Source organism: uncultured Tateyamaria sp. (assembly GCF_947503385.1).
In the GTDB taxonomy this organism is placed as follows: Bacteria; Pseudomonadota; Alphaproteobacteria; order Rhodobacterales; family Rhodobacteraceae; genus Tateyamaria.
This window is the reverse complement of record NZ_CANNDO010000001.1, coordinates 254,893-277,778: the sequence shown is the minus strand read 5'-3', so window position 1 is coordinate 277,778 and position 22,886 is coordinate 254,893. Positions and strand designations below refer to the sequence as shown.

The following is a 22,886-nucleotide window of genomic DNA, read 5'->3' as shown; positions in this document are numbered from 1 at the left end:
TCCGCATTAGGGCGTGCGGCAAAGGGCTTGTCCAGAGCCGCGCAAAGGGTCACCAATGCCGTATGATGGGCACAGTATTTTCCTTCGGGCATGGGTATTCCGCCAGAGCGCTGACGCGCCTGCTGCGACCGCAGGGCTGGACGATCATCGGCACAACCCGGTCGGCGGACAAGGCAGCGGCCTTGTCGGCGACAGGGGTAACGCCGGTCATTTTTCCGGGGGACGCAATTTCGTTGGACGGTGTGACGCATCTGCTGATTTCCGCGGGGCCGGATGCAGAGGGTGATCCGGTGTTGCGGGCTGTTGGTGATCAGATCGCGGCACGTGCGGGTCAGTTTTCGTGGGTTGGTTATTTGTCCACGACGGGGGTCTACGGCGACCATCAGGGCGAATGGGTGGATGAAAACACGGCGCTGACCCCCTCAACCCGGCGCGGGCAGTGGCGCAAGGACGCAGAGGCGGCATGGGCTGCAATTCCGGGCCTGCCGCTGCACATCTTTCGCCTCGCCGGTATCTACGGTCCGGGCCGTGGTCCCTTTGCCAAGGTGCGGGCGGGGACGGCGCGGCGGGTGATCAAGCCCGGTCAGGTGTTTTCGCGCATCCACGTAGAAGATATCGCGCAGGTGTTGGCCGCCTCTATCGCGCGGCCCAATCCGGGGGCGGCGTACAATGTCTGCGATGACGACCCGGCCCCACCGCAGGATGTGATTGGCCACGCGGCAGAACTGCTTGGCCTGCCGCTGCCACCAGCAGAGCCGTTCGAGACCGCAGAGATGACACCCATGGCGCGCAGTTTCTACGCAGAGAGCAAGAAGGTGCGCAACGACCGGATCAAGGATGAGTTGGGCGTGACACTGCGCTATCCGTCCTATCGCGAGGGGCTTGCCGCGTTGCTGGCGGCAGAGCAGTGAGTGACGCCAAGCTGACGCTGCTTCTGGATCGGCTTGAGGATGCCGGTGATGGGGACACTGTGTCGGTTCAGGATATCCTCGACGCGACCGGGGACCGGTCGATTATGCCCGTTGTGCTGGCCATCGCGCTGATCCTCGTGTCGCCGCTGTCAGGCATTCCGGGCCTGCCGACCCTGTCAGCGATTGTGGTTCTGTTGGTGATGGGGCAGGCGGTGTTCCGGCGTCAGCACCTGTGGTTGCCGGGGTTTCTGTGCAACCGCCAGATAAGCCGGGACCGCTTTGCCGGGGCGATCCGTTGGATGCGCAGGCCTGCGGCTTGGATCGACCGGCACTCGCACCCGCGCCTGCGGGTTCTGACGGTTGGTCCGCTGCGCTGGCTGACGTTGCTTGTGTGCATGTGCGTGCCGTTGGTGTGGCCGTTTCTGGAATTGCTGCCGTTCGTGACGTCCTTTGGCGCGGGTGCATTGGCGTTGATGACCTTTGGCCTGTTCACGCGCGACGGTCTTTATGTGCTGTGGGGCTATAGCGTGGTGGGTTGCATGGCCGGTGCCATCGCGTGGTTGGTTCAGGCGGGGACCTGAGGGCGCATTGCGCGTGCAAGAACCGCACCGATCAGTCCCAGCACCACCAGCAGCGCCAGCGCAGTGCCGCCATTGAACAGGTAGAAGTTCAGCCGCTCGCCCCATTCCATGGAATTGAGGAACGGGTAGGGCAGGCCGCTGGTCACCGACCCTTCGGGCTTGGTGTTAAAGCGCTGAACGAACAATTCGGCCCAAGCGACATAGGTGGCGATAATCGCCAAAAGCGGCAAGACCGCCCGCCAGACCCGGCGAAAGACACGCCCCACAAACAGCGCGTCCATCAATTGCAGCGCGGGGCCAAGGGCGTGCAGGTAGTATTGCAGATACCAGTCGATCGGCGCGCCGTTGCTGACCGTGCTGGGGTCCGTCAGGAACAGGCGCCAATACAGAAACACGACCATCACGTTCAACACGGCGGCACACATGGCGGTGACCTGATGCGGGCGGGTGATGCGGTGTTCGCTTAACGCCAGCATACGGCTTGCCGCATAGAATGACAGGAACAGGGCCCAGATCGTCAGGTAGCGGAACGGCCCGCCCGGCCCGCCCCAATTACCGGCGAAAAGTTGTTGCAAACAGTATCCGGCGGCCAGCAGGAAGACGATCCAGCGAAAGATGACGACGGGGCGGGCGTGGATATCCATGCACCGATTCTGCCCCACCGGCGGTTGCAATGGCAAGCGTCAGGCCCGTGCTTCGTCCAGTGACGTTACGCCAAGCACGCCCAGCACTTTGGCTTCGATATGTTCGGCGTTCATGCCTGCCACCGCGTACATGTCTGCCGGGCTGGCTTGGTCTATGAAAATGTCGGGCAGCACCATGGAGCGATATTTGAGGCCGGTGTCGAACACGCCTTCTTCGGCCAGCAGCTGTGCGACATGGCTGCCAAAGCCGCCGATGGCACCTTCTTCGACAGTGATCAGCGTGTCGTGCCGGGCGGCGAGGTCGAGGATCAGGTCGCGGTCCAGCGGCTTGGCAAAACGTGCATCGGCAATGGTCGGATCGACTCCTTTGGCGCGCAGGTTTTCGGCGGCCTTTTCAACCTCCGACAGGCGGGTGCCAAAGCTGAGGATCGCGACGCCTTTGCCTTCGTGGATCATGCGGCCCTTGCCAATCTCAAGTGGTGTGCCGGTTTCTGGTAAATCGACACCTGTCCCTTCGCCCCGCGGAAAACGAAAAGCGATGGGGCCGTCGTCATGGGCGGCGGCGGTGGCGACCATGTGGACCAGCTCCGCCTCGTCCGCGGCTGCCATAACGGTAAAGCCGGGCAGGTTTGCCAGATAAGCCACGTCGAACGCACCGGCATGGGTCGCACCATCTGCACCGACAAGCCCCGCGCGGTCGATGGCAAAGCGCACCGGCAGGCGTTGGATCGCGACGTCATGCACAACTTGATCGTAGCCGCGTTGAAGGAATGTGGAGTACATGGCGCAAAACGGCTTCATGCCTCCGGCGGCGAGGGCGGCGGAAAAGGTCACGCCATGCTGTTCGGCGATGCCCACGTCAAAACAACGGCTGGGATAGCGTTCGGCAAAGAGGTTGAGGCCCGTGCCGTCTGGCATGGCGGCGGTCACCGCACAAATCTTGTCGTCGCCTTCGGCCAGTTTGGTCAGGCTGCGCGCAAAGACCGACGTATAGCTGGGCGCGTTCGACGGCGCCTTTTTCTGCTCGCCCGTCACAACGTCGAACTTGGCCACGCCGTGGCCCTTGTCGCGTGCGGTTTCGGCGGGGGCGTAGCCTTTGCCCTTTTTTGTCAGGACGTGGATCAGCACCGGGCCGGTCGCGCGGTCGTGGACGGTGCGCAGCACAGGCAAAAGCTGGCTCATGTCGTGGCCGTCGATGGGTCCGAGATAGCTGAACCCCAACTCTTCGAACAGCGTGCCGCCAACGGCCATGCCCTTGAGCATTTCCTTGGCCCGTTTCGCCCCTTCGCGGAAGGGTTCGGGCAGCAGGCTGACCGCGCCTTTTGCCGCTTCTTTGAAATCCTGAAACGGCGCTTGGGCATAGAGGCTGGACAGGTAAGACGACATGGCACCCACGGGCGGCGCGATGCTCATTTCATTGTCGTTCAGAATGACGAACAGCCGCTTTTTCAGGTGGCCTGCGTTGTTCATGGCCTCATAGGCCATGCCCGCGCTCATCGACCCGTCGCCAATCACGGCGATGGCATCGCCTGACCCTTCGGGCGGGTTGCCGCCCAGATCATGCGCCACGGCAAAGCCAAGCGCGGCAGAGATCGAGGTCGAGCTATGTGCAGCGCCGAACGGATCGTAGGGGGATTCCGAGCGTTTGGTGAATCCACTCAACCCGTCCTTTTGGCGCAGGGTGCGGATGCGGTCGCGGCGCTCGGTCAGGATCTTGTGTGGGTAACACTGGTGGCCGACGTCCCACACCAGCTTGTCACGGGGCGTGTCGAACACGGCGTGCAGCGCCACGGTCAGTTCCACCACGCCAAGGCCCGCCCCAAGGTGTCCGCCCGTGACCGAGACGGCGGAAATCGTTTCGGCCCGCACCTCGTCGGCCACTTGGCGCAGTTGCGCATCGCTCAGGTGTTTGAGGTCGGCAGGGCGTTGGATCTTGTCCAGCAGCGGGGTGTTGGGACGGTCTGTCATCAGCGTCTCTAGCTCTTGCGGGATACGACAAAGCGGGCGGCGTCCCGCAACACGTCGGCATCCGCTTGGTACACATGTAAGGCGTCGCACGCTTCGGTCACGAGGTGATCAGCGCGGCGTTTCGCCTCGTCCAGCCCCAAAAGGGAAACAAAGGTGGCTTTGCCTGCCGCATCGTCCTTTCCCGTGGCTTTGCCCATGGTTTCGGCGTCGCTGGTCACATCAAGAATGTCGTCGGCAATCTGGAAAGCGAGGCCAAGTGCGCGGGCGTAGGTTTGCAGGGGCGTGATGTCGGCTTGGGCGATGCGCGCCCCGGCGGTGGCAGACCATTCGATCAGCGCGCCGGTTTTGCCGCGTTGCAGGGCAGTGATTTCGTTGAGGGTCAGCGGGGCGTCAGCGGTTTCGGCGGCGATGTCGAGCGCCTGTCCCAGTACCATGCCTTGGGCCCCCGACGCGCGAGCCAGCGACAGGGCAAGGTCCGCGCGGACCTCTGCGTTGCCGGTTTCGGGGTGGCTGACCAGTTCGAAGGCGAGGGTTTGCAACGCGTCACCGGCCAGCACGGCGGTGGCCTCGTCCCATTTGACATGCACTGTCGGTTCGCCCCGGCGCAGGTCATCATCGTCCATGCAAGGCAGATCATCGTGGACCAGCGAATAGGCGTGCAGCGCCTCAATCGCGGTTGCGGGCCAAATGGACTGGGTCGACCCGATGCCATGCAGCCGCGCGCTTTCCATCACCATGAACCCGCGCAGGCGTTTGCCTCCATTGGTGGCGTGGGCCATGGCGTGCACAACGGGCAGCGGATCAAGCGCACCCAGCACGTTGTCAAACTGTGCCTGCACGGCAGTCGCCGCGTCCGTCAGTCGGTCGCGGAACACGGGTTACAGGCCGTCGACCGGCTTGAGCCCAGCGGGGTTGCCGTCGCCGTCCAGCGTGATGGCGGCCACTTTTTCCTCGGCTTCCTTGAGCTTGGTTTCGCACCGTTTCTTGAGCAGTGCGCCGCGTTCATAAAGCTTGATCGAATCGTCCAGCGCCACGTCGCCGCGTTCCAGTTGGCCCAGCACCTGTTCCAGTTCGGCCATCGCTTCTTCGAAGCTCATCTCGTCTACGGAGCGGTCTGTCATTGTGCGGCCTTCATCAGCGATAAAACGTGGGCGCGGGCACAGGCGGCCAGCGCGTCCAGATCATAGCCGCCTTCCAACACCGACACCACCCGGCCTTTGCACAGGGTTTGTGCAGTTTGTGTGAGCATGTCGGTGAGCCGTGTGTATGTGTCCGCCGTCCAGTTCAGCTGCGCCAGCGGGTCATCCTGATGCGCGTCGAATCCGGCAGAGATCAGGATCAGGTCGGGCGCGTGTTTGATCAGGGCGGGGATCACTTTGGCCTCATATTCCGAGATGGCGTGGTTTCCGTCCGTGCCCGGCGCGAGCGGCAGGTTCAGCACCGTGCCGTGTGGACCACGGTCCGACGCCGCGCCTGTGCCGGGCCAGAGCGGCATTTGCTGTGAGGTGATCACCAGGGCGCGGGGGTCGTCTTGCAGGAGCGCCTGGGTTCCGTTCCCGTGATGGACGTCAAAGTCCACGACAGCGACACGGTCCAGCCCATGGTGATCCAGCGCGTGTTTGGCCGCGATGGCGACGTTGCCAAAGATGCAGAAGCCCATGGGCAAGGACTGTTCGGCGTGGTGGCCGGGCGGGCGCATGGCGACAAATGCATTTTGCGCCTCACCGCTCAGCACCATATCCACAGCTTTGACCGCACCACCGGCCGCACGCCAGACGGCGTTGTAGGATGTGGGGCTGAGGAATGTTTCGGCATCCGTATCCCGGTCGAGACCCGCGAACCCGTCGCTTGGCACCTTCGCGCGGACAAAGTCGATGTAGTCCTGCGGATGGCAGCGCGCGATATCGGCGTCCTCGGCCAAGGGCGGATCGACGCGGAGCAGGTCGAGGTCTTCCAGCGCGCGCTGGATATAGGCCAGCCGCGCCACCTGTTCCGGCATTCCGGCGGGTGTGACGTGCAAGAGGCCATCGGCGTGGGTGAGGAGGGCGGTTTTCATGAGTGATCCGTTCAGACTGGCGGGGTGAACCCCGCCTTTCGTCATCAATCTGGCGCGAGCATATACCCGGCCCCACGCACAGTTTGTAGGTAGCGGGGCTGTTTGGGGTTCACTTCGATCTTGCGGCGCAGTCGTGTGATCTGAACGTCCACCGCACGCTCCTGCGCCTGCCCCCGGTCGCGGCCAAGGTCTTCGACCAGTTGCGCGCGGCTGATGGCTTCGCCGGGTTTGGCAGAGAACAGTTTCATCAGCTGCATTTCGGTTGCGGTCAGGCGCACGAGGTCTTCGCCCTGCCACATCTCGCCCCGCTCCATGTCATAGCGGATGGGGCCGAGGGTCAGGATCTTGGGCTGTGCTTCCTCGGCGGGGGTGTCTGGCACACGGCGCAGGATGGCGTTGATCCTGAGCAGCAGTTCCTTGGGTTCAAACGGCTTGGGCAGATAGTCGTCCGCTCCGGCCTCCAACCCTTCGATGCGGGCATCGGTTTCGCCCTTGGCGGTGAGCAGTAGGATGGGCGTCGCCAGCGTTTCGCGCAGGCTGCGGCACAGGCTCAGCCCGTCCTCGCCCGGCATCATCACGTCCATCACGATCAGGTCAAAGTCGAGGCCGGACAGCACCCGCCGCGCATGGGCGGCGTCACGGGCAGAGGTGACCAGAAATCCGTTCCGCATCAGGAACTTCTGCAACAGCGTCCGGATGCGTTCGTCGTCGTCGACGATCAGAAGGTGCGTGTCGAAATCCATTATGCTCCGCTTTCCTTCAGCCTTGTGTAGGTGCGTTGCATCTCTGAGTCCATCATCGCCTCAAGCACGGTGCGAAACCCTGCCACCGCGTCGGGACCCGCGTCGCGAAAGGCGGCGCGCATACGGGCGCGTTGGGCGTCTGACAGCTGTTGTTCCAGCGCGTGGCCTGCTTCGGTCAGATACAGGTGGCGTTCGCGTTTGTCGGCGGTGCCCACATGGCTTTCCACCAGTCCGTCCTCGATCAGGGTGCGCAGCACGCGGTTGAGCGACTGTTTTGTCACGCCGAGGATGTTGAGCAGGTTGTTCACGGTGGTGCCCGGCGCGCGGTTGATAAAGTGGATCGCTCGGTGGTGGGCGCGGCCATAGGCCATGTCAGTGAGGATGCGGTCCGGGTCGGCGGTAAAGCCGCGATAGGCAAAGAACATCGCCTCAATCCCCTGACGCAGTTGTTCGTCCGTCAGATACAGCAGGTTCTCCCCGCTCGCGGCGCGTCCATCGGCCATGTCACTGTCACCTTACTGGTCGTTTTGCCGTCAGTTTATGTCAGCCTTGTTGACATTCCAAGAGTGAAGCGATATCGAATCGCAGGTTTTGCGCAACTTTATGACCGGTTCGGACTTATTGGCGCAATTTTTGCAAATCGGGAGGCTGGCATGGCTGGATATGATGATCTTGACGGGAAAATCTGGATGGACGGCCAGATGGTCGATTGGCGTCAGGCGAACGTACACATTCTGACCCATGCCATGCACTATGCCAGCTCTGTTTTCGAAGGGGAGCGGGCGTATAACGGCAAGATCTTCCTCAGCCGCCAACATTCGGAGCGGCTGCACTATTCCGCAGGCGAATTGGACTTTCAGATCCCCTATACCGTGGACGAGATCGAGGCCGCCAAACAGCAGGTGTTGACGGTCAACGGCCTGACGGATGCGTATGTCCGCGCGGTTGCCTGGCGCGGTGCGGGTGAGGATATGGGTGTCGCATCGGCACGCAATCCGGTCCATCTCGCCATCGCGGCGTGGGAATGGGGCAGCTATTATGGAGACGCCAAGTACAAGGGCGCCAAGATCGACATCGCCAAGTGGAAACGCCCGTCGCCCGAGACCGCTCCGGTTCACGCCAAGGCCGCGGGCCTCTATATGATTTGCACGACGTCGAAACACGCGGCGGAGGCCAAGGGCTGTTCGGACGCGCTGTTCATGGACTACCGCGGCTATGTGGCCGAGTGCACCGGCGCCAACATCTTTTTCGTCAAGGACGGCGAGGTGCACACACCCAAGGCCGACGTGTTCCTGAACGGTCTGACGCGCCAGACGGTCATTGGGCGGTTGCAGGACAAGCAGATCAAGGTGCACGAGCGGGTGATCATGCCCGAAGAGCTTGAGGGGTTCGAGCAGTGTTGGCTGACGGGCACTGCCGCCGAAGTCACCCCTGTGGGTCAGATCGGTGACTTTAACTTTGAGGTTGGCGCGATGTGCCGTGACGTGGCCGAGGATTACGAGGCGTTGGTGCGGGCCTAAGTCACGCGTGAAGGGATCCACAGAGCGCTTATGCGAAGCCTTCTCACTTCCTTGGCAAGCCTCTGGAAGATGTCGAATGAAACGCAGTTTCTCTGTCAACGCTGTCTGGGACGACGAAGATCAGATTTGGCTGTCGGAAAGCGACATCAGCGGCTTGCATATTGAGGTAAAGACGCTGGGTTTAGTTTTACGACCTCGCAAACGCATTCGCCTCTGAACCCCTTGTGATCAAACACTATTCGAAAGTCGATATGGTGGGGAAGGCGCTGCGCAACATGATCCCTGCGGTCTTTGTTTCGCACTCTGCCAATTTAGGGCACGCCTAAAGACATTGGCAGATTTTTGTTGGCATGTTTGTCAACTTTTGCGTGGTGCCGGGATGTCCAAATTCCGAGCGGAAAGGGCAGTTGCCAAAAATGGTACAATGCTGAGAAAGACAGATACTTGATTGTGCGTCACAGTCTGAAAAACAAACACACAGCCAATGGTGTTGTGAAGAACGCTAGTCTGAACAAGACGTTCTGATCAGCCCTTTGGATCGGTGACTGCTCGCGCCCTACTGCGGCCTCCGCCCAATTGCCGCTCGCGCCAGATGATCAATACGCCCCCTGCGACAACCAATGCGGCACCTATGACCATCGTCCATGTCGGCACTTCGTTAAAGATCACGTAGCCTATGGCCGCTGCAAAGATCAGCGACGCGTAGTCGAACGGGGCCAGCATCGACGCCGCACCAAAGCGATAGCTGGAGGTGACGAGGATTTGGGCAATGCCGCCGATCAGACCTGCACCGATCAACAGCCACAGGTCCAGCGCCCGCGGCACAACCCAGCCAAAAGGCAGGCTCAGCAAGCTGAGCGCCGTGGCGGTCAGGGAAAAGTAGAACACTATCGCCGCCGTGTGTTCCGTCTGCACAAGCGTGCGGATGTGAATCTGGACCAGAGCGCGCAGGATCGACGCGCCCAGCACCATGAACGCGCCAATGCTGGCGGAGGTGCTGAGGACAGAGGCATCAAGGCTCAGCCGGGGCCAGAGGACAATCATCACACCGACCAATCCCAAGGCGACCGCGCTAATGCGCACCAGCCGGATACGTTCCCCCAGCATCACGGCGGCAAGGATCACGGTGAAAATTGGTGTGGCGTATCCGATGGCCGTCACTTCGGGCAAGGGCAGCAGCCCGAGGCCCGCAAAGGTCAGTGCCATGGCCGTCGTGCCAAAGAGGCCGCGCCAGACATGGCCCATGAAGTTTTGTGGGATCAACGCCTCGCGCAACTCCCCCCGGTGCCAGACCCAGCCGAGAATGATGGGCATGGCAAAGAGCGAGCGAAAGAAAACGGCTTGGCCTGCCGGTACGTTTTCGGTCGCGGCCTTGATCATCGCGGCCATGACCATGAACAGAAACACCGCCATCAGCTTGAGCGCGATGGCGGTGGTCGGTTTGTTCGATGTCGAGGGGCTATCCATCCCCTTGACCCATGGCCGCTATCGCGACCGAAGGCAAGGGTCAGCCGAGGACCGCAAAGCCCAGAGGCACGCTGAATTTTTCACACCAGATGTAGACTTCGTTGAAGTCGGAAATGTCGACGCCTGCGGGCACGGTGAAGGATTGCGATCCGGTCAGGTTCAGCAGTTTGCCGGAATCCGTGTTGCCGTCATAATAGCCATTCTTGCCGAGGCCGACGCGCGGGTCGGGAGCGCCATCAAGGCTGAAGTCGTCGCCAAGGACGATGGTGTGGCTGCCGTCCGCGTTTGCAACAATCTCAACCGAACCTGTGGTGATGTGATCTGACGCGCCTGTAAATGTGCCGGTGGCGACGGGGCCAGCATTCGCGGCGATGCCTGCAAGGCTGATGGCGGCGGACAGCACGGCGGCGAGGGCGATGGGGATGAATTTGAGCATGGGTCTCGCTCCTGTTATAGACTGATCGGTTCCGTATAAAAGGAAATACGGTAAGGAACCAATCGGTACAATACACAAGATCGTGAGTTCTGGACTATTCAGTTCCAAACGCCTATATGGGGTCAGAACACGGAGAATGCACATGGCCCGCCCGAGATCATTTGATACCGATGCTGCGATTGAAAAGGCGATGCACGTCTTTTGGGCGCATGGATACGAGGGGGCGTCACTGCCGGACCTGCTCGAAGGCATGGGGCTGACCCGCGGCAGTCTCTACAAGGCGTTCACGGACAAAAAAACGCTCTTTCTCAAAGTGCTGGACCACTACGAATGCAAAGCCGTTCAGGCCGGTGTGGCGCTCTTGACCGACCCGGCCATTCCCAACGGCGCAGACCGCATCCGGGCGATGTTCACAGGCGCATACCAAGCTGTCACGGACGGAGATCAGCGGGGTTGCCTGCTGTGTACCGCTGCCGCCGGGCCAAGTGCCTACGATCCCGAGATTGCGGCCGCAGTTGAGCAGGGCCTGACCGCGTTGCGCGACGGGATGGAAGACGCGCTGGAGGCGTCGCCCGCGCATGGTGATCTGGATACAGGTGGCCGCCGTGCCTTGGCAGACATGCTGATCGCGCAATATGTTGGCCTGCGGACGATGGCCCGGGCGCGGGTGTCGGACGACACCCTCAGAAACGCTGTGCGCAGTGTCGGCGTGATGCTGGCCTAGGCGACTTTACCCGATGGGTCCGCGCTGGCCCCCGGTTTGGGCACGGTCAAGCAGCAGGTGGTCGAGGATCACGCAGGCCATCATCGCCTCGCCCACAGGCACCGCACGGATACCGACGCAGGGATCGTGGCGACCTTTGGTGATGATTTCGGCTGGTTTGCCGGATTTCGTGATTGTCTGCCGGGTTTGCAGAATGGACGACGTGGGTTTGACGGCAAAGCGTACCACGACGTCTTGCCCGGTCGAGATACCGCCAAGGATACCGCCCGCATGGTTCGAGCTAAAGCTGGGCGTTCCGTCATTCCCCATGAAAATCTCATCCGCGTTCAGCTCACCCGTCAGCATGGCCGCTGACATGCCTTCGCCAATTTCAACGCCCTTGACCGCGTTGATGCTCATCATCGCGGCGGCCAGATCGGTGTCGAGCTTTGCATAGATCGGCGCGCCGAGACCTGCGGGTACGCCGCGCGCGACCACCTCAATCACCGCACCGACGGACGAGCCGGACTTGCGCAGACCGTCAAGGTAGTCCGCCCACGTTCCTGCCGCCTGCGCGTCAGGCACCCAGAACGGATTTTGGTCGATCTGTTCCCAGTCAAACTGGTCCCGGTCGATCTCGTGGGCGCCCATGCGCGTCATGTAGCCCTTGATCTCGATCCCCGGAACAAGGTGGTCGAGGGCGGCGCGGGCGATGCCGCTGGCCGCAACGCGCGCCGCTGTTTCACGGGCGGATGATCGCCCGCCGCCGCGATAGTCACGGATACCGTATTTCTGCCAATAGGTGATGTCGGCATGACCCGGACGGAACTTTTCGGCGATGTCGCCATAGTCCTTGGACCGCTGGTCGGTGTTCTCGATCATCAACTGGATGGTGGTGCCGGTTGTGCGTCCCTCGAACACGCCCGACAGGATCCTGACGGCGTCAGGTTCACGCCGCTGGGTCGTGTACTTGTTCTGTCCCGGTTTGCGCTTGTCGAGCCAGTGCTGAATCATCGCCTCGTCCACGGCGACGCCCGGAGGGCAGCCGTCGACAGTGGCCCCCAAGGCAGGCCCGTGGCTTTCACCCCAGGTGGTGACACGAAAGAGATGTCCGAACGTGTTGAATGACATGGGCGCGCTCCGGATTTGGCCTTGGCACGGAATACGCGCGGTGCAGGGGGATGCCAAGGACCTTTGGCACCCCGCCACAGGGCTGCCGTGCCGCAGGGCGGCCATTGCCGTGCCTTGCAACCCGGCAATCTGCCCCCTATACCCAACCCTACCTCGGGGTGCTGCATTGCAGCTGAGATGCCGTTCTGGCGAACCCGTAGAACCTGAACCGGTTAACACCGGCGGAGGGAAGGTTTGGCTTACCCCAAGACCCTTATCCCGCCGCCTCTGTCTTTGAGAGGACGCGATGAAATATACTTTGACTTTGGCTGCCGCCTTGGCTGCCACCTCGGCTATGTCCGACACGCCCGTTCTGACGGTCTATGCGGGCGATTACTTTACCTCGGAATGGGGTCCCGGCCCGATCATCGAGACGGAGTTCGAAAAGGTCTGCAATTGCGATCTGGAGTGGTCCACCGGTGATCTGATGCCCCGCCTGCTGCTCGAAGGTGAGCGGACCAAGGCGGATGTCGTGATTGGCCTGACCTCGGACGTGACAGCACGAGCGCGCGCGACGGAACTGTTTGCCCCGCACGGACAGGACAACAGCGCGCTGACCCTGCCGATCGACTGGACCGACGACACGTTTCTGCCGTTCAATTACGGGCACACCGCGTTCATCTATAACGAGACCACAATGGACGCTCCGCCTACCAGCTTTGACGACCTGCTGGCGCTGCCTGATGACGTAAAGCTGGTCATTCAGGACCCGCGCACCTCGATCTCCGGGCTGGCTTTGGTCCTGTGGGTACAGGCGGTTTATGGCGACCGTTCGGCTGAAGTGTGGGAGGCATTGTCGGACAACATTCTGACCGTGACCAAAGATTGGTCAGCGTCCTACGGCCTCTTCACCGATGGTGAGGCCGATATGGTGCTGAGTTACACGACATCGCCCGCTTACCACATGTTCGCCGAAGAGGACTTTACCAAAAAGGCGGCGATCTTCCCGGAAGGTCACTATTTCATGGTGGAAACGGTGGCCAAGATTGCGGGGACGGATCAGCCCGAACTGGCGGATCAGTTCCTGGCTTACGTAATGTCGCGCGACTTCCAGACGATCATACCGACGGCCAACTGGTCGCTGCCCTCGGCGTTGCCTCGGGCGGACTGGCCCGAAGGGTGGTCGGAACTGCCCCTGCCGGACAAAGTGCTGTTTTATTCCGAGGACGAGGCTGCGGCCTTGCAAGCGGACGCGATTGAGACATGGCGCGCCGCGCTCACCCAATAAGCAAAACACCGGGCATCGTCGCGGCGGTCTTGATCGTTGCGGCGGTGCTGGCGGCCTTCGTCGCGATTGGGTCCCGCGTCGAGGGGACAACAGGACTGCGCAACGCCGAATGGCAGGCGGTGCGCTTTACGCTGGTGCAGGCGTTCTTTTCGGCTCTCCTTTCGGTGGGTCTGGCGGTGCCGGTGGCGCGGGCGCTGGCGCGACGCCGGTTGCCCGGCCATGCTCTGCTGGTGACTTTGCTGGGTGCGCCGTTCATCCTGCCCGTCATTGTCGCCGTGCTTGGCCTCTTGGCTATCTTTGGGCGCAGCGGTTGGCTGAACATCGCGCTGGGCGCCATGGGCTTGCCCGAAGTGTCGATTTACGGCGCGCATGGCGTCGTGTTGGCGCATGTGTTTTTCAATATGCCACTGGCGACACGTCTGATCCTGCAAGGCTGGCAGGCGATCCCGGCAGAGCAGTTTCGGATGGTCGCGCAGCTTGGACTGCCGCCCGGCGTGGTGTTTCGCGTGGTCGAGTGGCCGCTGCTGCGGCAGGTCGTGCCGGGCGCTCTTGCGCTGATCTTTGTCATCTGCCTGACAAGTTTCGCTGTTGCGCTGACACTGGGAGGTGGTCCGCGGGCCACCACAATTGAACTGGCGATCTATCAGGCGTTCCGCTTTGACTTTGACCTTGGCCGCGCCGCGGTGCTGAGCCTGTTGCAACTGGCCGTCGCTGGTGGTGCGGCGCTGATTGCGCTGTGGTTTCTGCCGCCGATGTTGGTGCAGCGGGGGCAGGACCGCCTGCCCTTCCGTTGGGACGCGCGACGCATGAGCACACGGATGCTTGATGCGGTGTGGATCACGTTTGCTGCCGCGTTTCTGCTGCTGCCGTTGGCATCCGTCGTGATCGCGGGACTGGGCGGCTTGACGGAGATGCCGGGGTTGGTGTGGCGGTCGGCGTGGACGTCGATCTGGGTGGCGACACTGAGCACCGCGCTGCTGGTCGCATTGGCCTTGCCGCTGACGGCTTGGCTGGCGCAGGCACGGCGGGGCGGGTTCGAGGGCGTGACGTTGTTGGGCCTTGCGGCATCGCCGCTGATGTTGGGGACCGGATGGTTCATACTGATCTATCCGTATGCGAACCCCGCCAGCCTTGCCCTGCCAGTGACCGCAAGCGTGAACGCGCTGATGGCGCTGCCGTTCGCCGTGCGCATCCTGCTGCCGCCCATGCGGCAAGTGCTGACCGATTACGGGCGGCTTGGTGCCGGGCTGGGGCTGCGTGGCTGGCCGTTCTGGCGGATTGTGCTGCTGCCGCGGCTGCGGCCTGCGCTGGGATTTGCCGCCGGGCTGGCGGCGGCGTTGTCGGTCGGCGATTTGGGTGTAGTGGCGCTGTTCGCGGACCCGGATGTGGCGACATTGCCGTTGCAGATGTACCGTCTGCTGGGCAGTTACCGCACAGATGCGGCTGCGGGGGCTGCGCTGCTGTTGCTGACGCTGGCACTGGCGATGTTCTGGATCTGCGATGCATGGGGGCGGCGGCGTGATATCGGTTAAGGGTTTGCGGGTCGAACAGGGCGAATTCGCCTTGCGCGCCACGTTCGAGGTTCCGCGTGGGCGGCGGGTGGCCGTGGCAGGACCGTCGGGTGCGGGCAAGTCTACCCTGTTGGGGGTGCTTGGTGGTTACGTTCCCGCAGCCGCCGGGACAATCCATGTGGACAGTGTCGATGTGACTGACACTGCGCCGGATGCGCGCGGAATTGCGATGCTGTTTCAGGATGGCAATCTGTTTCCCCATCTGAGCGTGGCGCAGAATGTGGGACTGGGCGTGCGTCCGGCATTGCGCCTGAGTGCAGCCGAAAAAGACCGGGTGCGGGCAGCGCTGGACCGTGTCGGGTTGGGCGCGTTTGCGGATCGCAAGCCCGGCGCGCTGTCGGGCGGACAGCAAAGCCGTGCGGCATTGGCGCGGGTGCTGCTGCAACGCGCGCCGGTGCTGCTTTTGGATGAACCTTTTGCCGCTTTGGGTCCCGCGTTGCGAACCGAGATGCTGGCGCTAACGTCCGAGGTCGTGACGGAAAGTCGTGCGACCATGATGATGGTCACCCACGCGCCGACCGAGGTGGCGGACATGGTGGATGACCTGATCTTTGTCGATGCGGGCGAGGTTGCCCCGCCTGCGCCTGCGGGCGACGTTCTGGCGAACCCGCCCGCGGCATTGCGCGCCTATCTAGGCGGCTGAGCGCAGGCTGGCCTGCGTTTCCAGTATACCAAGGGCGGCCTGCGCCGCCTCCCGCCCCTTGATGACGAAGTGATCGGCATAGATGCCCATATGATGCGCCGTCTCCTGAAAATGGTGCGGCGTGAGCGAAACCGACAGGACCGGCACACCGGTCTTCAGGCCCACCTGCATCAGCCCATCGACGACGGCGCTGGCCACGAAATCGTGGCGGTAAATGCCACCATCCACCACGAGGGCTGCACAGGCGATGGCGCTGTACCGCCCCGTTTGCGCGAGGCTCTGCGCCATGAGCGGCATCTCGAATGCGCCGGGAACGTCAAAGGCGTCCACCTGCGCGGGTGGGATCAGTTCAGTAAAACCCTCAAAGGCGCGGTCCACGATATCGGCGTGCCAGCGGGCTTTGACAAAGGCGAAGCGGGTGTGTGTCATGGGTATCTCCTTTAGGTTCAGACACGTCACACCCAAGGCGATTGCGCACAGACAAAAGGCGCCCCGTCGGGGCGCGATCCTGTTGTGCGTTCTCTTTCATCCGGACTGTAACCGTCGGCTCAGGCGTCTCACCTGATCTGCTTGACCAACGCGTCCCACATCTGTGGGGCGCGTTGCGCTCGTGGGCTTACGGGTCGGACCCGCATACCACCGGTGGGGAATTTCGCCCCGCCCTGAGAACAGCATCAGGTTGCCCTTGTCACGCGGCCAAGGCAAGAGGGACGCGACGTATCATGGACCAGACAGATGCACCCGAATCCGATCTTCCACACTGAAAGCGACGCACGAAATCTCGACTTTGCGCGCGCGCGTGCCTTTGGTGTTCTGGCGGTCAGTGACGCAGATGGTCCGATGCTCGCGCATGTCCCGTTTCTGATTGACGAAGCGGGCACACAGGTGGGCCTGCACCTTGTACGCTCGAACCCGATTGCGCGGGCGCTCAAGACACCGCTCAAGGCACGGATCGCAGTGAGCGGGGCGGATGGCTATATCTCACCCGACTGGTATGGCATCGATGATCAGGTGCCCACGTGGAATTATGTAGCCGTACATCTGACCGGTGTGCTGGAGTTGCGGCCGCATGACGAAATGCGCGACCTTCTCGACCGCCAATCGAAGCATTTCGAAGATCAGCTGGCACCCAAGCCGCCTTGGAAAACGGGCAAGATGACCCCTGATGTGCTGGAGCGGATGATGCGCCAGATTGTGCCGTGCCGGATGGACATCACCGGTGTCGATGGCACTTGGAAGCTGAACCAGAACAAGGCGGATGAAGTGCGTTTGCGGGCAGCGGATCACGTGGATGCATTCGGCATGGGGCAAGAGGTGCGGCTGCTTGCTGCGCTGATGCGCGGGGCCTAGGCTACGCCCAACCCAAAGGAGAGAATCGCGATGAAACTGCTGATGGCGGGGCCCAGCCCCTTTGTGCGTAAGGTGCTGGTTTTGCTGCATGAAACGGGGCAGGTGGATGATGTGGAACCGGTGACGGTCACAGCCGCACCCGGCGGTACGGACGCAGCACTGAAGGCGGCGAACCCGGTGGGCAAGATCCCTGCGCTGGTGCGGGACGAGGGGCCAACCCTGTATGACAGCCGGGTGATTTGCCGATACCTGAACGACCGCGGCGGCGCGGATTTGTATCCGGTGCAGGGCCAATGGGAGGTGCTGGTGCTGGAGGCCACTGCGGATGCGCTGATGGAGGCGGCGGTGCTGATGGTCTATGAAAGGCGGTTCCGCGATGAGGCGATCCAGTCCGAGGCGTGGATCGAGGCGCAATGGGCCAAGGTGACCGGCGCACTGGACGCGCTGAATGCGCGCTGGATGAGTCATTTGTCCGGGCCGATGGACATCGGACATATCGGTGTGGCGTGTGGGTTGGGTTATCTCGATTTCCGCCATGGCGATCGAGACTGGCGCAAGGGCCGCGATGCGCTGGCCAAGTGGTACGACGGGTTCGCCGCAAGACCGTCGATGCAAGCAACCGTGCCGGTTGGATAGCGTTCGCGGCCTAACGTTCGGTGGCGCATCGGCGCCCGTGTGTCCGTAGCACAGTTCAATGCCTCATAGGGCGAGCCGCTGGTGGCGGCATATCCCGGGCACAGCCAATGTGCCGGAGGGGTGGTTGGCGGGCGGTGCGCCCGTGAGTCTTATCAAAGGGTTAAGGCATCCCCCTGCGACCAACTGTGTCAGTTTGCGCGCTGGACGTGAGGGGGGGACCCCGCTAGATACCCCGATGAAACGGCCCGCGCGCGCGGGTTCTTTGTTATTTGGCCCCGTCCGGGGCGTTCGAAACTGGAGAGGTCACCACGTGTCGCACGCAGAACAAGACCACGACGAAACCCGGCGCGATTTCCTGTACTATGCCACAGGCGGTGCAGGCGCGATTGCCGTGGGTGCAGCGGTTTGGCCGCTGGTCCACCAGATGAACCCGTCCGCTGACGTTCTGGCTCTTAGCTCGATCCGCGTGGATGTGAGCGAACTGGAGCCGGGCACGCAACTGACCGTGAAATGGCTGGGCAAGCCCGTGTTCATCCGTCGCCGGACCGAAGACGAGATTGCAGCGGCCCGCGACGTCGACCTGTCCGACCTGCCGGATGATATCGCGCGCAACGAAAACCTTGGCGAAGTGGACGCGAATGACGCGAACCGTTCGCTGGACGAAGCTGGCGAATGGCTGGTGATGATGGGCGTCTGTACGCACCTTGGCTGCGTGCCTTTGGGCGACGCAGGGGATTTTGGCGGCTGGTTCTGCCCCTGCCACGGCTCGCACTACGACACGTCTGGCCGGATCCGCAAAGGTCCTGCGCCAACCAACCTGCCGGTTCCTGTAGCTGAATTCGTGGACGAAACCACGATCCAACTGGGTTAAGGGAGAGACCTGATGTCTGGAATTCCTCACGACCATTACGAACCGAAAGCGGCCTGGGAAAAAGGTCTGGCGAAACGTCTGCCCATCGTGGGTCTGATGTATGACACGCTGATGATCCCCACGCCTAAAAACCTGAACTGGATGTGGATCTGGGGCATCGTCCTGGCATTCTGTCTGGCGCTTCAGATCATCACCGGCATCGTTCTGGTGATGCACTACACGCCGCACGTGGACTTCGCGTTCTCGTCGGTGGAACATATCATGCGCAACGTGAATGGCGGCGCGATGCTGCGTTACATTCACATGAACGGCGCGTCGCTGTTCTTTGTGGCTGTTTATGCCCACATTTTCCGCGGCCTCTACTATGGGTCCTACAAGGCCCCACGCGAGATCACGTGGATCATTGGTATGCTGATCTATCTGCTGATGATGGGCACCGCGTTCATGGGCTACGTTCTGCCTTGGGGTCAGATGTCCTTCTGGGGTGCGACCGTGATCACCGGCCTCTTTGGTGCGATCCCGTTTGTGGGTGAGGCACTGCAGACTTGGCTGCTGGGCGGGCCTGCGGTGGACAATGCCACGCTGAACCGTTTCTTCAGCCTGCACTACCTGCTGCCTTTCGTCATTGCGGGCCTCGTGATCCTGCACATCTGGGCCTTCCACACGACAGGCAACAACAACCCGACCGGGGTTGAGGTGCGCCGCACCTCCAAGGAAGACGCAGCCAAGGACACGCTGCCCTTCTGGCCCTATTTCGTGATCAAAGATCTGTTTGCACTGGCGGTGATCCTCGTGGTGTTCTTTGCCGTGGTCGGCTTCATGCCGAACTACCTCGGCCACCCGGACAACTACATCGAAGCCAATGCGCTGGCGACGCCTGCACATATCGTGCCGGAATGGTACTTCCTGCCGTTCTACGCGATCCTGCGTGCCTTTGACGGCGACGTGTGGGTGGTGATCATTGCATCGACCCTCACGGGCGGCATCATCGACGCCAAGTTCTTTGGCGTGCTGGCGATGTTCGGTGCGATTGTGGTGATGGCGCTGGTGCCATGGCTCGATACATCGTCCGTTCGTTCGGGCCGCTACCGCCCGATGTTCAAGATGTGGTTCTGGGTGTTTGTCGTGAACTTTGTCGTTCTGACATGGGTTGGCGCGATGCCGGCTGAAGGTATCTATCCGTACATCGCCCTGATCGGTGCGACCTACTGGTTCGCGTATTTCCTGGTGATCCTGCCGCTGCTTGGCGTGCTGGAAAAGCCGGATGCGCAACCTGCGACCATCGAAGAAGACTTTGCCGCGAAATACGGTGGTGACGATGCGGGCAAGGCTGCCCCTTCGGCGCAACCTGCGGAATAAGGAGCGAAGACACATGTTCAAGAAACTCGCAGCAAGCGTCATCGCGACCTTTGCCCTGAGCACCGGCGTCTTTGCCGCCGGTGGAGCAGGCGAAGTCAAGAATATCGACTTCTCTTTTGACGGTCCGTTTGGCCAGTACGACCAGAACCAGTTGCAGCGCGGCCTTCAGGTTTACACTGAAATCTGTGCGGCGTGCCACGGTCTGCAATATGTTCCCCTGCGTACGCTGGGTGACGAAGGCGGGCCCGGCCTGCCCGACGATCAAGTGCGCGCCTATGCGGAATTCTACGAGGTCTTTGATCCCGAACTGGACGACTTCCGCGCCGCGACACCCAACGACCATTTTCCGGGCTCCAACCTCGAAAACGCGCCTGACCTGAGCCTGATGGCCAAGGCGCGCGCAGGTTTCCACGGTCCTTACGGTCTGGGCATCAACCAGTTCCTCAAGGGCATGGGTGGTCCGGACTACATCGCCTCTCTGCTGATGGGGTACACCGGTGAAGAAAAAGAAGAAGCCGGTGTAATCCTGTACGAGAACAAGGCGTTTCCGGGTGGCTGGATTTCGATGGCGCCCCCGCTCTATGGCGAAGACGTCGAATTTGCGGATGGTCACGCCAACGATCTGGAGCACGTGTCCGAAGACGTGGCGGCATTCCTGATGTGGACGGCGGAACCGAAGATGATGGCGCGGAAACAGGCCGGTTTTGTCGGCGTGATTTTCCTCACGATCCTGTCGGTTTTGCTGTACCTGACCAACAAGCGCCTGTGGGCACCGGTCAAGGCACGTTACAAGAACAAGTAAGCGCATCGGCGTTGTTAATCGAGGAAGCCCTGCCTATTGGTGGGGTTTTCTTTTTTGCGGATGTTAGAGGGGCTCTGCCCCGCCCTTCGGGCCCCCGTGGTATTTTCAGTCAGAAGAAACGGTTAGGGTCGCGGCCGTCTGTCCGGTGATCCGCGCCGTCACGATGTGGCCTTCGGACTGGGGCGCATCAAAGGTAACTTCCGCGAATTGCGCGGTGCGGCCCATATGCGCATTTTCCATCAGGATGTGATGCGTCTTGCCAATTTGCGCGGCAAGATGCGCGGCGACCTGTTTTTTTCCTAAAGCACGCAATTGCGCGGCGCGGGCCTTGATGGTGGGGCCGTCTAGCTGTGGCATCCGCGCGGCGGGCGTGCCGGGCCGCGGTGAATAGGGAAAGACGTGCAGCCATGTCAGGTCGCATTCTTCAACGAGCCGAAGCGCGTTGGCAAAGGCGTCCTCGGTCTCCGTCGGGAAGCCTGCGATGATGTCCGCGCCAAAGGTCATGTCGGGACGCAGCTTGCGGGCCTCTTGCGCAAAGGCAATAGCGTCGTCGCGCAGGTGGCGGCGCTTCATCCGCTTGAGGATCAGGTTGTCGCCGTGTTGCAAGCTGAGATGCAGGTGCGGCATCAGCCGGTGTTCTGTGGCGATGGCCTGCATGAGAGCATCATCCACCTCAATCGAATCGATGGAACTGATGCGCAGGCGCGGCAGGTCGGGCACCAGCCGCAGGATGCGCATGACCAGATCGCCCAGTTTGGGCGCTGCGGGCAGGTCAGCGCCCCATGAGGTGAGATCGACGCCGGTCAGCACCACCTCGTTGAACCCGCGGTCCACCAGCCGCTTGATCTGGTCGACCACCACGCCTGCGGGCACAGAGCGGGAATTGCCGCGACCGTAGGGAATGATGCAGAAGGTGCAGCGGTGGTCACAGCCGTTCTGGACCTGCACATAGGCCCGGCTGCGGGTGCCGAACCCATCGATCAGGTGTCCTGCGGTTTCGGTCACGGACATGATGTCGTCCACCCGCACGGGTTCGGTGCCAAAATCCCCGGCAAGATCCGCCCAAGTGGCCGCTTGCATTTTTTCCGTATTGCCGATGACGGTGTCGACCTCGTCCATGGCGGCAAAGCTGTCGGGGTCTATCTGTGCAGCGCATCCTGTCACGATCAGTTGCGCGTCGGGGTGGGTGCGGCGCAGCTTGCGGATGTCCTGCCGCGCCTTGCGCACGGCCTCTGCGGTGACGGCGCAGGTGTTCACCACAACGGCGTTCCGCAGACCGGAGGATTGGGCGATCTCTTCCATCGCCTTCGTCTCGTAGGCGTTGAGGCGGCAGCCGTGGTTGGAAAACACAGGCGCGGTCACAGGCTGTCCAGAAAGCTCTGGGTGAGGGTGCCGTCAAACACATGTGCCGTCGGGCCAGCCATCCAGACACCGTTGTCGCGCCAGTCTACTTCGAGCGTGCCACCGTCAAGCTCTATCGTCACCTTATGGCCGGTCAGACCACGGCGATGGGCCGCTACGGCGACCGCACAGGACGAAGAGCCGGAGGCAAGCGTGACGCCCGTACCCCGTTCCCACACCCGCATACGGATATGGTCAGGCGCGGTGACCTGCGCAAACTGCACATTGGTGCGCTCTGGGAAAAGCGGATGATGTTCCACTGCTGCGCCGCGGGTGGCGAGGTCAACCGCAGCCACATCGTCCACAAAAAACGTGCAGTGCGGATTGCCCATGCCGGTGGCCACGGGGTCGCCGTCAATGGGCAGGTGCAAAATGTCCACATCCTGCGCCAGCGGAATGTTCTGCCAGTCGAGCACGGGGTGGCCCATGTTGACTGCCGTCACACCATCGGGGCGCATTACAGCCTCAAGCTGCCCCCGTCCGGTCACGTTGACTCGCAGTTCGTGCGCCCCGGTCATCGTCATTTCGCGCGCCGCGATGCAGCGCGTGGCGTTGCCGCAGGCCGCCGACATAGAGCCGTCCGCATTGTAAAAGGTGATTGTCAGATCGTCGCCGCTGGCCACCACAGCCAGTTGGTCAAACCCAACGCCCCGGTGCCGGTCGGCCAGCGCCCGCACCAGATCAGGCGACAGGTCGAGCGCCCGCGCGCGGGTGTCTACAACGACAAAGTCGTTGCCAAGGCCATGCATCTTCATGAAGGGCCAAAGGAGGGGGGCGGTGTCCTGCATTTGGCGCATATAACGCTGGGGTTTACAGGAATCCAGTA

General features: G+C 62.0%; 25 protein-coding genes and 2 riboswitches. Of the genes, 12 read left to right on the top strand and 13 right to left on the bottom strand.

The window, feature by feature from the left end; translation table 11 throughout:
- The first annotated feature begins 62 nt into the window (after positions 1–62).
- Together Q1A85_RS01390 and Q1A85_RS01385 are read left to right on the top strand one after the other, a co-directional pair.
- Complete coding sequence (locus tag Q1A85_RS01390; RefSeq protein WP_299684281.1) at positions 63–911, top strand: SDR family oxidoreductase; 849 nt, start codon at positions 63–65, stop codon at positions 909–911.
- Entirely contained in the window at positions 908–1,492 is a 585-nt protein-coding gene (locus Q1A85_RS01385; RefSeq protein WP_299684279.1) for an exopolysaccharide biosynthesis protein, read from the top strand. The genes Q1A85_RS01390 and Q1A85_RS01385 overlap by 4 nt, the downstream gene beginning before the upstream one ends.
- Here Q1A85_RS01385 and Q1A85_RS01380 read toward each other — a convergent pair.
- From Q1A85_RS01380 to Q1A85_RS01350, 7 genes are read right to left on the bottom strand one after another with little or no spacing between them, the layout of a single operon-like run.
- Positions 1,477–2,136, bottom strand: coding sequence for a hypothetical protein (locus Q1A85_RS01380; protein ID WP_299684277.1), 660 nt, complete (start codon positions 2,134–2,136; stop codon positions 1,477–1,479). The genes Q1A85_RS01385 and Q1A85_RS01380 overlap by 16 nt on opposite strands.
- 39 nt (positions 2,137–2,175) lie before the next feature.
- Entirely contained in the window at positions 2,176–4,104 is a 1,929-nt protein-coding gene (gene dxs / locus Q1A85_RS01375; protein ID WP_299684275.1) for a 1-deoxy-D-xylulose-5-phosphate synthase, read from the bottom strand.
- A gap of 8 nt (positions 4,105–4,112) precedes the next feature.
- On the bottom strand, positions 4,113–4,979 hold the full coding sequence (locus Q1A85_RS01370; RefSeq protein WP_299684273.1) for a polyprenyl synthetase family protein: 867 nt from the start codon (positions 4,977–4,979) through the stop codon (positions 4,113–4,115).
- A gap of 3 nt (positions 4,980–4,982) precedes the next feature.
- On the bottom strand, positions 4,983–5,225 hold the full coding sequence (locus Q1A85_RS01365) for an exodeoxyribonuclease VII small subunit (RefSeq protein WP_299684271.1): 243 nt from the start codon (positions 5,223–5,225) through the stop codon (positions 4,983–4,985).
- Positions 5,222–6,160, bottom strand: coding sequence for a histone deacetylase family protein (locus tag Q1A85_RS01360; protein WP_299684269.1), 939 nt, complete (start codon positions 6,158–6,160; stop codon positions 5,222–5,224). Before Q1A85_RS01360 ends, Q1A85_RS01365 begins: the two co-directional genes overlap by 4 nt.
- Before the next feature lie 44 nt (positions 6,161–6,204).
- Positions 6,205–6,906: a response regulator gene (locus Q1A85_RS01355; RefSeq protein WP_299686324.1), complete on the bottom strand. Its 702-nt coding sequence runs from the start codon at positions 6,904–6,906 to the stop codon at positions 6,205–6,207.
- Positions 6,903–7,406, bottom strand: a complete 504-nt coding sequence (locus tag Q1A85_RS01350) for a MarR family transcriptional regulator (RefSeq protein WP_299684267.1) — start codon at positions 7,404–7,406, stop codon at positions 6,903–6,905. Before Q1A85_RS01350 ends, Q1A85_RS01355 begins: the two co-directional genes overlap by 4 nt.
- A gap of 150 nt (positions 7,407–7,556) precedes the next feature.
- Here Q1A85_RS01350 and Q1A85_RS01345 point away from each other — a divergent pair, with 150 nt between their 5' ends.
- Positions 7,557–8,423: a branched-chain amino acid aminotransferase gene (locus Q1A85_RS01345; RefSeq protein ID WP_299684265.1), complete on the top strand. Its 867-nt coding sequence runs from the start codon at positions 7,557–7,559 to the stop codon at positions 8,421–8,423.
- Between the two features lie 525 nt (positions 8,424–8,948).
- Here Q1A85_RS01345 and Q1A85_RS01340 read toward each other — a convergent pair.
- Together Q1A85_RS01340 and Q1A85_RS01335 are read right to left on the bottom strand one after the other, a co-directional pair.
- Positions 8,949–9,890 carry a DMT family transporter gene (locus tag Q1A85_RS01340; RefSeq protein ID WP_299684263.1) on the bottom strand — a complete coding sequence of 314 codons (942 nt, stop codon included), beginning with the start codon at positions 9,888–9,890 and terminating at the stop codon, positions 8,949–8,951.
- A 40-nt stretch (positions 9,891–9,930) separates the two neighbouring features.
- The gene (locus Q1A85_RS01335) at positions 9,931–10,326 is read right to left on the bottom strand and encodes a DM13 domain-containing protein (protein WP_299684261.1); all 396 of its coding nucleotides are present in this window, start codon (positions 10,324–10,326) and stop codon (positions 9,931–9,933) included.
- A 142-nt stretch (positions 10,327–10,468) separates the two neighbouring features.
- On the opposite strand from Q1A85_RS01335, the gene Q1A85_RS01330 reads away from it, so the two are divergent.
- Positions 10,469–11,050 carry a TetR/AcrR family transcriptional regulator gene (locus Q1A85_RS01330; protein ID WP_299684259.1) on the top strand — a complete coding sequence of 194 codons (582 nt, stop codon included), beginning with the start codon at positions 10,469–10,471 and terminating at the stop codon, positions 11,048–11,050.
- 6 nt (positions 11,051–11,056) lie between these two features.
- Here Q1A85_RS01330 and aroC read toward each other — a convergent pair whose 3' ends face one another.
- Positions 11,057–12,160 carry a chorismate synthase gene (gene aroC / locus Q1A85_RS01325; protein WP_299684257.1) on the bottom strand — a complete coding sequence of 368 codons (1,104 nt, stop codon included), beginning with the start codon at positions 12,158–12,160 and terminating at the stop codon, positions 11,057–11,059.
- A 144-nt stretch (positions 12,161–12,304) separates the two neighbouring features.
- A riboswitch (TPP riboswitch) is annotated at positions 12,305–12,407 on the top strand.
- Between the two features lie 39 nt (positions 12,408–12,446).
- Between aroC and Q1A85_RS01320 the strand changes: the two genes are divergently transcribed.
- From Q1A85_RS01320 to Q1A85_RS01310, 3 genes are read left to right on the top strand one after another with little or no spacing between them, the layout of a single operon-like run.
- Complete coding sequence (locus Q1A85_RS01320; protein ID WP_299684255.1) at positions 12,447–13,427, top strand: thiamine ABC transporter substrate binding subunit; 981 nt, start codon at positions 12,447–12,449, stop codon at positions 13,425–13,427.
- On the top strand, positions 13,403–14,959 hold the full coding sequence (locus Q1A85_RS01315; RefSeq protein ID WP_299684254.1) for a thiamine/thiamine pyrophosphate ABC transporter permease ThiP: 1,557 nt from the start codon (positions 13,403–13,405) through the stop codon (positions 14,957–14,959). The genes Q1A85_RS01320 and Q1A85_RS01315 overlap by 25 nt, the downstream gene beginning before the upstream one ends.
- Positions 14,946–15,641 (top strand): ATP-binding cassette domain-containing protein, encoded by a 696-nt coding sequence (locus Q1A85_RS01310; RefSeq protein ID WP_299684252.1) that lies wholly within the window; start codon positions 14,946–14,948, stop codon positions 15,639–15,641. Before Q1A85_RS01315 ends, Q1A85_RS01310 begins: the two co-directional genes overlap by 14 nt.
- Here the strand turns inward: Q1A85_RS01310 and Q1A85_RS01305 are convergent.
- On the bottom strand, positions 15,630–16,070 hold the full coding sequence (locus tag Q1A85_RS01305) for a 6,7-dimethyl-8-ribityllumazine synthase (RefSeq protein ID WP_299684250.1): 441 nt from the start codon (positions 16,068–16,070) through the stop codon (positions 15,630–15,632). The genes Q1A85_RS01310 and Q1A85_RS01305 overlap by 12 nt on opposite strands.
- Positions 16,071–16,154: 84 nt before the next feature.
- Positions 16,155–16,315: riboswitch (FMN riboswitch) on the bottom strand.
- A 61-nt stretch (positions 16,316–16,376) separates the two neighbouring features.
- Here Q1A85_RS01305 and Q1A85_RS01300 point away from each other — a divergent pair.
- The 5 genes from Q1A85_RS01300 (at position 16,377) to Q1A85_RS01280 (ending at position 20,659) form a co-directional block, all read left to right on the top strand.
- Entirely contained in the window at positions 16,377–16,991 is a 615-nt protein-coding gene (locus Q1A85_RS01300) for an FMN-binding negative transcriptional regulator (protein WP_299684248.1), read from the top strand.
- Positions 16,992–17,021: 30 nt separating this feature from the next.
- Entirely contained in the window at positions 17,022–17,627 is a 606-nt protein-coding gene (locus Q1A85_RS01295) for a glutathione S-transferase (RefSeq protein WP_299684246.1), read from the top strand.
- Positions 17,628–17,937: 310 nt separating this feature from the next.
- Positions 17,938–18,498 carry a ubiquinol-cytochrome c reductase iron-sulfur subunit gene (gene petA / locus Q1A85_RS01290; protein ID WP_299684244.1) on the top strand — a complete coding sequence of 187 codons (561 nt, stop codon included), beginning with the start codon at positions 17,938–17,940 and terminating at the stop codon, positions 18,496–18,498.
- A 12-nt stretch (positions 18,499–18,510) separates the two neighbouring features.
- On the top strand, positions 18,511–19,857 hold the full coding sequence (locus Q1A85_RS01285; RefSeq protein WP_299684242.1) for a cytochrome b N-terminal domain-containing protein: 1,347 nt from the start codon (positions 18,511–18,513) through the stop codon (positions 19,855–19,857).
- A 13-nt stretch (positions 19,858–19,870) separates the two neighbouring features.
- A complete protein-coding gene (locus Q1A85_RS01280; protein ID WP_299684240.1) occupies positions 19,871–20,659 on the top strand; it encodes a cytochrome c1 in 789 nt (262 codons plus the stop codon).
- Positions 20,660–20,764: 105 nt separating this feature from the next.
- On the opposite strand, the gene mtaB is transcribed toward Q1A85_RS01280, so the two are convergent.
- Positions 20,765–22,021, bottom strand: a complete 1,257-nt coding sequence (mtaB, locus tag Q1A85_RS01275; protein WP_299684238.1) for a tRNA (N(6)-L-threonylcarbamoyladenosine(37)-C(2))-methylthiotransferase MtaB — start codon at positions 22,019–22,021, stop codon at positions 20,765–20,767.
- Positions 22,018–22,857, bottom strand: a complete 840-nt coding sequence (dapF, locus tag Q1A85_RS01270; RefSeq protein WP_299684236.1) for a diaminopimelate epimerase — start codon at positions 22,855–22,857, stop codon at positions 22,018–22,020. Before dapF ends, mtaB begins: the two co-directional genes overlap by 4 nt.
- Positions 22,858–22,886 lie beyond the last annotated feature (29 nt).

Coding starts and splice junctions, on each gene's coding strand:
- Q1A85_RS01390 (WP_299684281.1), top strand. CDS start 63: ATGATGGGCACAGTATTTTCCTTCGGGCATGGGTATTCCGCCAGAGCG.
- Q1A85_RS01380 (WP_299684277.1), bottom strand. CDS start 2,136: ATGGATATCCACGCCCGCCCCGTCGTCATCTTTCGCTGGATCGTCTTC.
- dxs (WP_299684275.1), bottom strand. CDS start 4,104: ATGACAGACCGTCCCAACACCCCGCTGCTGGACAAGATCCAACGCCCT.
- Q1A85_RS01365 (WP_299684271.1), bottom strand. CDS start 5,225: ATGACAGACCGCTCCGTAGACGAGATGAGCTTCGAAGAAGCGATGGCC.
- Q1A85_RS01360 (WP_299684269.1), bottom strand. CDS start 6,160: ATGAAAACCGCCCTCCTCACCCACGCCGATGGCCTCTTGCACGTCACA.
- Q1A85_RS01350 (WP_299684267.1), bottom strand. CDS start 7,406: ATGGCCGATGGACGCGCCGCGAGCGGGGAGAACCTGCTGTATCTGACG.
- Q1A85_RS01345 (WP_299684265.1), top strand. CDS start 7,557: ATGGCTGGATATGATGATCTTGACGGGAAAATCTGGATGGACGGCCAG.
- Q1A85_RS01340 (WP_299684263.1), bottom strand. CDS start 9,890: ATGGATAGCCCCTCGACATCGAACAAACCGACCACCGCCATCGCGCTC.
- Q1A85_RS01335 (WP_299684261.1), bottom strand. CDS start 10,326: ATGCTCAAATTCATCCCCATCGCCCTCGCCGCCGTGCTGTCCGCCGCC.
- Q1A85_RS01330 (WP_299684259.1), top strand. CDS start 10,469: ATGGCCCGCCCGAGATCATTTGATACCGATGCTGCGATTGAAAAGGCG.
- aroC (WP_299684257.1), bottom strand. CDS start 12,160: ATGTCATTCAACACGTTCGGACATCTCTTTCGTGTCACCACCTGGGGT.
- Q1A85_RS01320 (WP_299684255.1), top strand. CDS start 12,447: ATGAAATATACTTTGACTTTGGCTGCCGCCTTGGCTGCCACCTCGGCT.
- Q1A85_RS01315 (WP_299684254.1), top strand. CDS start 13,403: ATGGCGCGCCGCGCTCACCCAATAAGCAAAACACCGGGCATCGTCGCG.
- Q1A85_RS01305 (WP_299684250.1), bottom strand. CDS start 16,070: ATGACACACACCCGCTTCGCCTTTGTCAAAGCCCGCTGGCACGCCGAT.
- Q1A85_RS01300 (WP_299684248.1), top strand. CDS start 16,377: ATGCACCCGAATCCGATCTTCCACACTGAAAGCGACGCACGAAATCTC.
- Q1A85_RS01295 (WP_299684246.1), top strand. CDS start 17,022: ATGAAACTGCTGATGGCGGGGCCCAGCCCCTTTGTGCGTAAGGTGCTG.
- Q1A85_RS01285 (WP_299684242.1), top strand. CDS start 18,511: ATGTCTGGAATTCCTCACGACCATTACGAACCGAAAGCGGCCTGGGAA.
- Q1A85_RS01280 (WP_299684240.1), top strand. CDS start 19,871: ATGTTCAAGAAACTCGCAGCAAGCGTCATCGCGACCTTTGCCCTGAGC.
- dapF (WP_299684236.1), bottom strand. CDS start 22,857: ATGCGCCAAATGCAGGACACCGCCCCCCTCCTTTGGCCCTTCATGAAG.